Origin of the sequence: Niallia sp. XMNu-256, assembly GCF_036670015.1 — a bacterium.
Classification (GTDB): Bacteria; Bacillota; Bacilli; order Bacillales; family Cytobacillaceae; genus Bacillus_BD.
The window spans coordinates 2687380-2699071 of record NZ_CP137636.1 but is presented as its reverse complement, the minus strand read 5'-3'; the positions used below and the strand labels follow the sequence as shown (position 1 = coordinate 2699071).

General features: G+C 37.7%; 12 protein-coding genes. All 12 read left to right on the top strand.

Features of this window, described 5'->3' with window-relative positions; genetic code table 11:
• The 12 genes from smc (at nucleotide 1) to ylqF (ending at nucleotide 11649) form a co-directional block, all read left to right on the top strand.
• The gene (smc, locus tag R4Z10_RS13660; protein WP_338469851.1) at nucleotides 1-3567 is read left to right on the top strand and encodes a chromosome segregation protein SMC; all 3567 of its coding nucleotides are present in this window, start codon (nucleotides 1-3) and stop codon (nucleotides 3565-3567) included.
• Nucleotides 3568-3802: 235 nt separating this feature from the next.
• Nucleotides 3803-4789: a signal recognition particle-docking protein FtsY gene (ftsY, locus tag R4Z10_RS13655; protein ID WP_338469850.1), complete on the top strand. Its 987-nt coding sequence runs from the start codon at nucleotides 3803-3805 to the stop codon at nucleotides 4787-4789.
• 128 nt (nucleotides 4790-4917) lie between these two features.
• Nucleotides 4918-5250 carry a putative DNA-binding protein gene (locus R4Z10_RS13650; protein ID WP_338469849.1) on the top strand — a complete coding sequence of 111 codons (333 nt, stop codon included), beginning with the start codon at nucleotides 4918-4920 and terminating at the stop codon, nucleotides 5248-5250.
• Nucleotides 5251-5262: 12 nt separating this feature from the next.
• The gene (ffh, locus tag R4Z10_RS13645; protein ID WP_338469848.1) at nucleotides 5263-6612 is read left to right on the top strand and encodes a signal recognition particle protein; all 1350 of its coding nucleotides are present in this window, start codon (nucleotides 5263-5265) and stop codon (nucleotides 6610-6612) included.
• A 205-nt stretch (nucleotides 6613-6817) separates the two neighbouring features.
• Complete coding sequence (gene rpsP / locus R4Z10_RS13640; RefSeq protein ID WP_338469847.1) at nucleotides 6818-7090, top strand: 30S ribosomal protein S16; 273 nt, start codon at nucleotides 6818-6820, stop codon at nucleotides 7088-7090.
• A gap of 11 nt (nucleotides 7091-7101) precedes the next feature.
• Complete coding sequence (locus R4Z10_RS13635) at nucleotides 7102-7335, top strand: KH domain-containing protein (RefSeq protein WP_338469846.1); 234 nt, start codon at nucleotides 7102-7104, stop codon at nucleotides 7333-7335.
• A gap of 83 nt (nucleotides 7336-7418) precedes the next feature.
• A complete protein-coding gene (locus tag R4Z10_RS13630; protein WP_338469845.1) occupies nucleotides 7419-7802 on the top strand; it encodes a YlqD family protein in 384 nt (127 codons plus the stop codon).
• 14 nt (nucleotides 7803-7816) lie between these two features.
• The gene (gene rimM / locus R4Z10_RS13625) at nucleotides 7817-8335 is read left to right on the top strand and encodes a ribosome maturation factor RimM (protein ID WP_338469844.1); all 519 of its coding nucleotides are present in this window, start codon (nucleotides 7817-7819) and stop codon (nucleotides 8333-8335) included.
• Complete coding sequence (gene trmD / locus R4Z10_RS13620) at nucleotides 8335-9066, top strand: tRNA (guanosine(37)-N1)-methyltransferase TrmD (RefSeq protein ID WP_338473243.1); 732 nt, start codon at nucleotides 8335-8337, stop codon at nucleotides 9064-9066. Before rimM ends, trmD begins: the two co-directional genes overlap by 1 nt.
• A gap of 188 nt (nucleotides 9067-9254) precedes the next feature.
• Nucleotides 9255-9599 carry a 50S ribosomal protein L19 gene (rplS, locus tag R4Z10_RS13615; protein WP_338473242.1) on the top strand — a complete coding sequence of 115 codons (345 nt, stop codon included), beginning with the start codon at nucleotides 9255-9257 and terminating at the stop codon, nucleotides 9597-9599.
• Nucleotides 9600-10226: 627 nt separating this feature from the next.
• On the top strand, nucleotides 10227-10778 hold the full coding sequence (gene lepB, locus R4Z10_RS13610; protein ID WP_338469843.1) for a signal peptidase I: 552 nt from the start codon (nucleotides 10227-10229) through the stop codon (nucleotides 10776-10778).
• Between the two features lie 16 nt (nucleotides 10779-10794).
• Nucleotides 10795-11649: a ribosome biogenesis GTPase YlqF gene (ylqF, locus tag R4Z10_RS13605; protein ID WP_338469842.1), complete on the top strand. Its 855-nt coding sequence runs from the start codon at nucleotides 10795-10797 to the stop codon at nucleotides 11647-11649.
• Nucleotides 11650-11692: the final 43 nt, after the last annotated feature.

The following is an 11692-nucleotide window of genomic DNA, read 5'->3' as shown; positions in this document are numbered from 1 at the left end:
GTGTTTTTAAAACGATTAGAAATTATTGGCTTCAAATCGTTTGCTGAGCGAATAGCAGTGGATTTTGTTCCAGGTGTTACGGCTGTAGTTGGCCCAAATGGAAGTGGAAAAAGTAATATTACCGATGCTATTCGCTGGGTTTTAGGAGAACAATCTGTTAAATCACTTCGCGGCTCAAAAATGGAGGATATCATTTTTTCGGGCAGTGACTCCCGAAAACCTCTAAACTTTGCTGAAGTAACGCTCACTTTGAATAATGAAGACGGGGCACTTCCGGTTGATTATAATGAAATCAGTGTAACACGCAGAGTATTTCGTTCAGGTGAAAGTGAGTTTTCTATTAATAAACAGGCATGCAGATTAAAAGATATCGTTGATCTATTTATGGATTCAGGTCTTGGACGTGAAGCGTTTTCGATTATTAGTCAAGGAAAAGTCGAAGAGGTCTTAAATAGTAAACCAGAGGAACGACGTACGATTTTTGAGGAAGCCGCAGGAGTATTAAAATATAAAACAAGAAAAAAGCAAGCGGAAGGAAAACTAAAGGATACAGAAGAGAATTTAAACCGGGTTAATGATATTTTATTTGAATTAGAACGTCAAATTGAGCCATTAAAAATTCAATCTTCGATCGCAAAGGATTACTTAGCTCAAAAAGAGGAATTACAACAAGTAGAAGTCGCAGTTACTGTCTATGAGATTGAAGAACTTCATGATAAATGGAAAAAGTTATCTGATACAGTTGAGGAGTATAAAGGAACGGAGTTAAAGCAATCAACCATCTTACAGGCAAAAGAAGCCCAATATGAGCAATTAAGAGACAAAATGGCGGCTTTAGACGAATCAATAAATGATTTACAAACCATACTTTTGCATACGAGTGAGGAGTTAGAGAAGCTTGAAGGCCGGAAGGAAGTATTAAAGGAAAGAAAGAAAAATGCTTCAGAAAATAAAGAACAATTAGAGAGAAATCTAAAAGAATACACCGGAAAAGTATCTCAATTGCAAGAACAAAAACGAAACTTTAAAAATCAACTGGACATTTTGAAAAAAGAAACTTTAACTTTAAAAAATCAATTAAAAGAAAAGCAAGCTGAATTAGATTTAATAAGTGAAAATATTGAGCAAAAGATTGATGATTTAAAAAGTGAATATATTGAGGTGTTAAATCGTCAAGCTGCTGCCAAAAATGAACTAAATTTCATCAATCAGCAATTAGAGCAGCTGCAAAATAGAAATTTAAAGCAAATGGATGATAATGCGAAGTATATTGCTGAGCGGGATGAGATTGTAGCTAGAGTTTTGGAAATTAAAGACAGCCTCAGAACCGTTCAACAAGAATTGAAATCTCATCTAATCCTATACCGCGAGGAACATAAACGGTTTATAAACTTAAAAAATGAGTATGAAAAACAAGAGAAAACCTTGTATCAAGCCTATCAATATGTACAACAAACGAAGTCTCGTAAAGAAATGCTTGAAGAGATGGAAGAAGGGTATGCTGGATTTTTCCAAGGTGTAAAAGAAGTATTAAAGGCACGTGGAGAAAGATTGGCTGGAATCGAAGGGGCTATTCTTGAGCTAGTATCTGTCCCGAAAGAATATGATATAGCAATTGAAACTGCATTAGGAGCGAGCATGCAGCATGTTGTTGTGCAAAATGAACAGCATGCAAGATCTGCTATTCAATATTTAAAACAAAATCGCTATGGAAGAGCTACTTTCCTCCCTTTAAATGTTATTAAAGGAAGAACGCTCTCATCTGGCCAATTAAGTATGATTGAAAAACATCCGGCTTTTATTGGTGTAGGGTCTGAGTTAATTTCGTATGACCCTAAATACAAAGAGGTTATGACAAATCTTCTCGGAACGGTTGTCATTACAAACGATCTAAAAGGTGCAAATGAAATGGCGCGGCTTCTACAATATCGTTGTCGGTTTGTTACCCTCGAAGGCGATCTTGTTAACGCAGGCGGTTCAATGACAGGGGGCGCGCTTAAACAAAATACGACTTCGCTATTATCGAGAAAAACCGAATTGGACGAATTAAAGGAAAAGATGGCTGATATGGAAGCCAAGACAATCAAGTTAGAGGAAAAAGTAAAAGGGTTAAAAAAGCAAGTAGTAGAGAAAGAATCAGAAATAGAACAAATTCGTAATCATGGTGAAGCGCTAAGGTTAAAGGAACAACAAATTGAATCTAGGCTGAGAGAAACAGAAATTCAAGCGAAAAATATGAATGAGAGATTATCACTCTATGACTTAGGAAGAAAAGAGTTTGAAACAGAACACTCCAAGAATAAAAATAGGAAAGAGCGTGTAGAAGTTTTACTTAACGAATTTCAAAAAAGCATTGGAGAGCTTGAAAGTGAAATTGAGAGTTTAAACGAGCGAAAGAACAAGCAGACTCTTTCAAAAGACACTTTATTAGCAGACATAAGTGAATTAAAGGTACTAGTGGCCTCTAAAAATGAACAATATCATCACTTAAATGAAAGATTGACCATTGTTATCAATGACCTTCAAGAAAGTACAGAGAAACTTAACTTTTACAACGAAGATCTGCAACTTCTCTCTTCGGAGATGTCTGTTAGCTCCTCAGGAGAATTACAGTTAAAAAAAGCAGCTGAAGAAAAGTTAGCGGATAAGAATGATACGATTGCACTTATTTCTTCAAGACGTGAGGAACGTTTAGACTTGCAGGGCAAACATGATGACCTTGAATTAGAGATAAAAGAATTAAAGCGTCAAATAAAGGGACTGACAGGAATAATGAAAGATGAAGAAGTCCGCTTAAACAGACTGGATGTAGAGCTTGATAACAAATTGGCGCATTTGAGCGAAGAGTATTTATTATCCTTTGAGGCGGCAAAGGAAGAATACCCGCTAACGATTCCTATTGACGAGGCAAAGAAAAAGGTAAAATTAATTAAGTTAGCGATCGATGAACTAGGAAATGTGAACCTCGGTGCAATAGATGAATATGAACGGGTTTCCCAACGCTATGAGTTTCTGCTTCAACAGAAAAATGATTTAGTTCAAGCGAAAGATACATTATTTCAAGTGATTGGTGAAATGGATGAAGAAATGAAGAGAAGGTTCCAACAAACTTTTGATGGGGTTCGTTTTCATTTTGAATCTGTATTTAGAGAGTTATTTGGTGGTGGAAAAGCCGATTTACGGTTAATCAATCCCGATGATTTATTAAATACTGGTGTTGATATTGTTGCACAACCACCTGGGAAAAAGTTGCAAAATTTAAGTTTGCTTTCAGGTGGAGAGAGAACACTTACCGCGATTGCCTTATTATTTTCTATTTTAAAAATCCGTCCTGTTCCATTTTGTATTTTGGACGAGGCAGAGGCTGCTCTTGATGAGGCAAACGTGTATCGATTTAGTCAGTATTTAAAAAGATACAGTAGAGAATCCCAATTCATAGTGATCACTCATCGAAAAGGTACAATGGAGGAAGCAAATGTTTTGTATGGTGTCACAATGCAAGAATCAGGAGTTTCAAAGCTTGTTTCCGTGAGACTAGAAGATACACATGAATTAGTAGCTCAATAGAAATTAACAAACCTATCAGGCTTAATGGACAGTAAGATCTCCTCCTCAAGATTATAAGTATAATAAAAGAAGATAGGTGGGGATCAACTGCCCGTAAAGCTCCGATTGGTGAAATAAGATTTATCTTTGGGCTTTAGCCCTTAGATAAATCAATCAGGCTCCCCATCAGTAGGGGATGTAAAAAACCACAGATGGAAGTTTCACTTTATATAGATTAACACTAGGATGTGATGAGATGAGTTTTTTTAAAAAATTAACTGAAAAATTTACAAAACAAACGGAAAGTGTTACTGAAAAATTTAAAGAAGGTCTTTCTAAGACGAGAAATAACTTCTCCGAAAAAGTAAATGATCTTGTTTCACGTTATCGAAAAGTAGATGAAGAGTTTTTTGAGGAATTAGAAGAAATACTCATTCAGGCTGATGTTGGCTTCGACACGGTCATGTCGTTAATTGACGAACTGAAGAAAGAAGTAAAAAGAAAAAATATTCAAGATCCAAAAGAAGTACAAGATTCCATTGTTGAAAAACTAGTTGAAATTTATCAAAGTGGAGAAAACTCTTCTTCAGAATTAAACATTCAAGAAAATGAACTTACAGTTATCCTCTTTGTAGGGGTAAACGGAGTTGGAAAAACTACAACAATTGGAAAATTAGGCTATCAATTCAAATCGGAAGGGAAAAAGGTATTGATGGCTGCTGGGGATACTTTCAGGGCTGGAGCCATTGAACAACTAGAAGTATGGGGAGAAAGAGTAGGGGTTGATGTGATCAAACAATCAGCTGGTTCAGATCCTGCTGCTGTCATGTTTGATGCCATTCAAGCCGCAAAATCGCGAAAGGCAGACATTCTTTTATGCGATACAGCTGGGCGCTTGCAAAATAAAGTCAATTTAATGAAAGAATTAGAAAAAGTAAAACGAGTGATCGAACGCGAAATACCAGGTGCTCCACATGAAGTCTTGCTTGTTCTTGATGCAACAACAGGACAAAACGCGATGATCCAAGCTAAAACGTTTAAAGAAGCAACCAATGTAACAGGCATCGTGTTAACAAAATTAGATGGGACAGCAAAAGGGGGAATCGTCCTTGCGATTCGGAATGAATTGGATATACCTGTTAAGTTTGTCGGTTTAGGTGAAAAAATGGATGACTTGCAATCCTTTGATGCTGAGAAATATGTATATGGATTATTTGCTGGATTAATGGACACAGAAGAATAAGCTCGATACAGGACGTGGCGCTCTTAATCGGCCTTTCTATGTGTCAAGATATTTTCTTGACACGACATATAGGAATGTTGTAGACTATTGTTTGTTAAGGTTTTTTACTTAACATTGGGGGAATGGTGATGCTCGAGAAAACAACGAGAATAAACTATTTATACGATTTTTATCAGTCGTTGTTAACTCCTAAGCAACGAAGTTATATGGCGCTTTATTATTTGGATGACTTTTCATTAGGAGAGATAGCGGAAGAGTATAATGTAAGCCGTCAGGCTGTCTATGATAACATTAAACGAACCGAAGCAATGCTCGAAGAATATGAAAGTAAACTATTATTGTTTGAAAAGTTTCTGGAAAGAAACAAGCTCATACAAGAAATGAAAGAGCTATTAAACGAGAACACACCATCTCTACACAAATTGTCTGAAATGGTTTTAGAGCTTGCTAAATTAGATTAGGAGGCGGCATGCATGGCATTTGAAGGTTTAGCCGACCGACTTCAAGGCACAATTCAGAAGATCCGTGGGAAAGGCAAAGTAACGGAAGCAGACGTTAAAGAAATGATGCGTGAAGTGCGCCTTGCACTACTTGAGGCAGACGTTAACTTTAAAGTGGTCAAAGACTTTGTTAAAAAGGTCAGCGAGCGTTCCGTCGGACAAGAAGTAATGAAAAGCTTAACCCCAGGACAGCAAGTGATCAAAGTCGTTAAAGAAGAATTAACAGAGTTAATGGGTGGCGAACAAAGCAAAATTGCAGTTGCAAGCAAGCCGCCAACTGTTATTATGATGGTTGGTCTACAAGGGGCCGGGAAAACGACGACAACTGGGAAATTAGCCAACTTATTACGTAAAAAGTATAATCGAAATCCGATGCTTGTGGCAGCTGACGTATATCGACCTGCAGCCATTAAACAGCTTGAAACTTTAGGGAAACAGCTTAGCATGCCTGTGTTTTCTCTAGGGGATCAAGTGAGCCCGGTTGACATTGCCAAAGCAGCTGTTCAAAAGGCAAAGGAAGAGCATCATGATTATGTCTTAATTGATACCGCAGGAAGACTCCATGTCGATGAAAACTTAATGGATGAGCTTAAACAAATTAAGGAATTGACGAACCCGCATGAAATTTTCTTAGTTGTTGACGCAATGACAGGACAAGATGCTGTCAATGTGGCATCATCCTTTAATGAGCAACTTGGACTAACTGGGGTTGTCTTAACCAAGCTTGATGGTGATACTCGAGGCGGAGCTGCCTTATCAATTCGTTCCGTAACTAATACACCGATTAAGTTTATTGGTCTTGGAGAGAAAATGGATGCCATTGAGGCATTCCATCCGGAGAGGATGGCTTCTCGTATTTTAGGGATGGGTGACGTTTTAACCCTTATCGAAAAAGCTCAAGCTAACGTGGATGAAGAAAAAGCACGCGAACTGGAGCAAAAAATGCGCACGGCCTCCTTTACATTTGATGATTTTCTTGAACAGCTAGGGCAAGTCCGTAACATGGGTCCTCTAGATGAATTATTGAAAATGATGCCGGGAGCTAATAAGATAAAGGGTTTAAATAATCTCCAAGTAGATGAAAAGCAAATCTCTCATGTTGAAGCCATCATCAAATCAATGACAAAGGATGAAAAGGTCCGTCCTGAAATTATCAATGCAAGCAGACGTAAAAGAATTGCAAAAGGGAGCGGTACTTCTGTCCAAGAAGTGAATCGCTTACTGAAGCAGTTTGATGACATGAAGAAAATGATGAAACAAATGACTAATATGGGATCAAAAGGCAAGAAAAAAGGCGGCTTTAAATTACCCTTTAAATTTTAACGTACCCAAGCAAATACTTTTGTACTGAAAGGCTTCTGATTGGTACAGGAGTTCTCCACGCTAAAAGTGGAGGATAATGCAAAATGATTCACTGATTCAGTGAAGCGAATATGATTTTTTTAACTGACAAGAAAAAATACTTTACAAACATAAAAACAATTGGTAATATATTTACCTGTGTGAAACTATTCGGAGGTGCTTTATAATGGCAGTAAAAATTCGTTTAAAACGTATGGGAGCAAAGAAAACTCCTTTCTATCGTATTGTAGTAGCAGATTCTCGTTCTCCTCGTGATGGACGCTTTATCGACACAGTAGGAACTTATAATCCAGTAACTCAACCTGCTGAGGTTAAAATTGATGAAGAGATCGCTCTAAAATGGTTGCAAAATGGTGCAAAACCATCTGATACAGTACGTAACCTTTTCTCTAACCAAGGCATTATGGAGAAATTCCATAACCTTAAAAATGGCAAGTAATCATTAACGCCATGAAGGAATTGATTGAAACGATTGTCAAGCCGCTTGTTGATTTTCCGGATGATGTACAAGTGACAGTCCTTGAAGAGGATGCTCGCATAACCTATCAACTTTCTGTTAATAAGAACGATATGGGGAAAGTGATTGGCAAGCAGGGGCGCGTTGCTAAAGCGATACGCACGGTTGTATATGCGGCAGCGAGCACATCATTGCAAAAAAAGACGTACTTGGAAATTAAGGAGTAGCAAATGCAAGAATAAAAAAAGCGCAAATCCTCACTAGATTTGCGCTTTTTCTATATACATGATGAGTAATGGAGTGATCAACAATGAAATTACTGCAATCTGTCTCTGTCATCCATGTCTTAACAGAAAAAAGTAAAACGGATCTTCAAGAGAAATATCATACGTCTCTTCGGCAAATGGAAAAGGAATGCGAACAATTACAGTTTCAAAGAAAGAAGTTTGAAAAAGCAAAAAAATACGGGCAAGACGACTTAGCTAAATTTGATAAAGAAATCCAGACTCGATTAGATAAAGTAAAAAACCTAGAGTTTCAATTAGAACAATTACATATGCTACCTTTAGGCAGTGAAATTAAGGGACAAGAAGTACAAACACTCATCAATGTTCAAGAAGGAGATCGTTGGAGTGAAATAACCCAAGACAAAGCCATTGTCATAAAAGATGATTTAATTATTGAAATACGTTAGGGGTGAATGGTTTAATGGAAAAATGGTTTAATGTTGGTAAGATAGTCAATACCCATGGAATAAAAGGAGAAGTGCGAGTCATCTCAAGAACAGACTTTACTGAAGAAAGATATAAAAAAGGGAACTCCTTGTTTTTGTTTTTACCAAACTCTACTGAGCCAATCGAGTTAAAGGTAAAGTCTCATCGCACTCATAAGAACTTTGATTTACTGACATTTGAAGGATATGACAATATAAATGTGGTTGAGAAGCTACGGGATGGGATCTTAAAAGTTCCTGAGAACCAATTAGGAAAACTCCCTAAAGGGGAATACTATTTCCATGAAATTATCGGTTGTACGGTTATTATTGATGGAGGAGACGAAATCGGGAAAGTGCAAGAAATACTGACTCCAGGAGCCAATGATGTTTGGGTTGTAAAAGGGAAAGGTAAAAAAGAGCAGTTAATCCCTTATATAGAAGATGTAGTGAAAGAAATTGATGTTGCTCAGAAGAAAATTATCATTACCCCAATCGAGGGATTGCTATCATGATGAAAATCGATGTACTGACCCTGTTTCCAGAAATGTTCGCAGGTGTTCTAGGTCACTCTATTCTAAAACGGGCTGAGGATACTCGTGCCGTTACATATAATATCGTAAACTTTCGAGATTTTGCGGATAATAAACATCAAACAGTAGATGATTATCCGTATGGTGGTGGCGCAGGTATGGTGTTAAAGCCGCAACCGATTTTTGACGCGGTAAACCATTTAACCCAAAATTCTACTTCCAAACCGAAAGTGATTCTATTATGTCCTCAAGGGAAGCGTTATGACCAAAAAAAGGCAGAGGAATTAGCAAATTCCGAACATCTGATTTTTGTTTGTGGTCATTATGAAGGGTATGATGAAAGAATTCGAGAACAACTTGTTACAGAAGAAATTTCAATTGGTGATTTTGTCTTAACAGGCGGTGAATTAGGCGCAATGGTTATGATCGATAGTGTCGTTCGCTTGCTGCCTGGTGTGTTAGGAAACGAACAATCGCATATAAAAGACTCATTCAGTACTGGACTATTAGAACACCCTCACTACACCCGTCCAGCTGACTTTAGAGGCATGAAGGTACCTGATGTATTAATATCAGGAAATCATCGCTTAATCGAGGAGTGGAGGGCCAAAGAATCACTTAGAAGGACCTATTTACGCCGTCCAGACTTATTAGAGGATTACACGTTAAATGAGCGACAAATAAAATGGTTAGAAGAATTAAAAAAAGAATAGTTGGAAGACGAGTCGGTTTCTTGGAAATATTTTTTTGAGAACGGGTTTAGCTATTGTTTTTCGTAATAGATTATGCTATTATACATTTTGTGACTTAGGCCATGTTGGTTTTTTGTCTTATAAAGATGTTCCGCTGCATTAGGAAAATTGTCGTCTGTAAGAGCATCTGTTGGAAGGAGTTGAAAACGATGCATAAATTAATCGAAGAAATCACAAAAGAACAACTTCGTTCAGATCTTCCTGCGTTTCGTCCTGGTGACACTGTCCGTGTACACGTGAAAGTTGTTGAGGGAACTCGTGAGCGTATTCAGGTATACGAAGGAGTCGTGATTAAGCGTCGTGGTGGTGGAATTAGCGAAACTTTTACAGTTCGTAAAATTTCTTATGGTGTAGGCGTAGAGCGTACATTCCCAGTCCACACACCAAAAATTGCGAAGCTTGAAGTTATTCGCCGCGGTAAAGTCCGTCGTGCTAAACTTTACTACCTACGTAATTTACGTGGTAAAAAAGCTCGTATTAAAGAAATTCGATAATCAAAACAATGAAAAGGAGCTTGTTAATCAAGCTCCTTTTTATTCATTTTAAATTCATTCAGCAAATGTTTTTGTACCGATAGCTTGCGACAGGTACAGAAGTCCCTGACTTCTATAAGTGGGGGATTAATGCAAAATGTTTTTTAATTCAGTGGGGGTTCAAACCCCGGCTGAATGAAGTTAAGCCTCCGGCGGATGCCACGGATTTTTTAAAGGTATTTTTCCGCGTCTGAACTGACAGTAGGCTCACTACAACTAGTTACTCAGAGAACTGATAGTAGAAAAGTAGATGAATAACTGCCAGTAAAGACCCGATTGGTGAAATAAGATTTAACTTTGGGCTTTAGCCCTAAGATAAATCAATCAGGCTCTGCGTGACTAACCATCAGTGGGAAAAAAACACTCACTGATGGAAGTTTCACCTTATCGAGCGAGCTGGACGACGGACAGGACGTCCTAGTCAGGCGAAAGCCACAGGATGTGGCGTTTTGAAGCGTGATAAAAATCCGGGCGCAAATTCGGCGGGGCGAATTTGATTTATGTTAAAATGAATGTAAAATACTTTGTATCTAAGTTTGTGTAAGGGAACGGAAATAATAATTTTACCAGAGAATGGTGGGAGAATTGTTGGCAAAGAAAAAAAATGAACTCTGGGAATGGGTTAAGGCACTTGTCGTTGCAGTCGTACTTGCTGCAGTTATACGTTATTTCTTTTTTGCACCAATTGTTGTAGATGGATTGTCAATGGCGCCGACATTACATGACCAAGACCGAATGATTGTTAATAAGTTTAGTTATACCGTTGGCGAACCAAAGAGGTTTGATATCATCGTTTTTCATGCTCCCGAGAATAAGGATTATATTAAACGAGTGATTGGCTTACCAGGTGACACAATTGAGTATAAAGATGATGTATTATATGTTAATGGCGAGGCATATGAAGAACCATATTTAGATAAGTTAAAAGAATCAACTCTAGACGGACCATTAACAGAACCGTTTACCTTAACGGAAAAAATTGGACAAGCAACGGTTCCAGAAGGGGAGCTCTTTGTCATGGGTGACAATCGTCGCTATAGTAAAGACAGCAGGCATATTGGTTCTGTACCGATAGAAGAAGTGCTTGGGAAGACAAGTATTATATATTGGCCAATTGAAGATATTGGTTTAGTAAAATAGAACGGAGGAAGCATTTTTGACAATTCAATGGTTTCCAGGCCATATGGCAAAAGCTAGAAGACAGGTAACTGAAAAGCTGAAACTAATCGATATTATTTTTGAATTAGTAGATGCACGGATTCCCTTATCTTCTCGAAATCCGATGATTGATGAAATCATCCAACATAAACCAAGGCTAATCTTATTAAATAAAGCTGATATGGCAGACAAACAAATAACGCAAGAATGGATTCAATATTTTCAACAACGAGGCTTGCGAGCAATTGCTATTAATTCTAAAGCAGGGTCTGGAATGAGAGAAATCACTTCAGCAGCACAAGACACATTAGCTGAGAAAATCGATCGCTTAAAGGCAAAAGGAGTGAAGCCTAGAGCTATAAGGGCGATGATCGTCGGGATCCCGAATGTCGGTAAGTCAACATTAATTAACCGACTTGCTAAAAAAAATATTGCAAAAACGGGTAATACACCTGGTGTAACAAAGGCACAACAATGGATTAAAGTAGGTAAAGAACTTGAATTATTAGACACTCCAGGAATATTATGGCCTAAGTTTGAAGACCAGGAAGTTGGTTTAAAGCTTGCTCTAACAGGTGCAATTAAAGATGCAATCTTAAATCTTGAAGATGTAGCCGTATATGGATTGAAGATTTTAGAGCAACATTATCCAGATCGGTTAAAGGAACATTTTCGTTTAGAGGCTGGTCTATCCCATGAAATTGCGAAAATCTTTGACATCATTGGTGAAAATAAAGGTTGTATAAGTAGAAACGGCGAAACCGATTATGACAAAGTGACAGAGTTAATTATCAGGGATATTCGAAATGAAAAGTTAGGGCCACTTTCTTTAGAACGCCCAGAAGATGAGTAGAATTTATTGATGTATTAGTCTTAGTACGTCACTTGAATGGGAT

Coding starts and splice junctions, on each gene's coding strand:
- ftsY (WP_338469850.1), top strand. CDS start 3,803: ATGAGTTTTTTTAAAAAATTAACTGAAAAATTTACAAAACAAACGGAA.
- R4Z10_RS13650 (WP_338469849.1), top strand. CDS start 4,918: ATGCTCGAGAAAACAACGAGAATAAACTATTTATACGATTTTTATCAG.
- ffh (WP_338469848.1), top strand. CDS start 5,263: ATGGCATTTGAAGGTTTAGCCGACCGACTTCAAGGCACAATTCAGAAG.
- rpsP (WP_338469847.1), top strand. CDS start 6,818: ATGGCAGTAAAAATTCGTTTAAAACGTATGGGAGCAAAGAAAACTCCT.
- R4Z10_RS13635 (WP_338469846.1), top strand. CDS start 7,102: ATGAAGGAATTGATTGAAACGATTGTCAAGCCGCTTGTTGATTTTCCG.
- R4Z10_RS13630 (WP_338469845.1), top strand. CDS start 7,419: ATGAAATTACTGCAATCTGTCTCTGTCATCCATGTCTTAACAGAAAAA.
- rimM (WP_338469844.1), top strand. CDS start 7,817: ATGGAAAAATGGTTTAATGTTGGTAAGATAGTCAATACCCATGGAATA.
- trmD (WP_338473243.1), top strand. CDS start 8,335: ATGAAAATCGATGTACTGACCCTGTTTCCAGAAATGTTCGCAGGTGTT.
- rplS (WP_338473242.1), top strand. CDS start 9,255: ATGCATAAATTAATCGAAGAAATCACAAAAGAACAACTTCGTTCAGAT.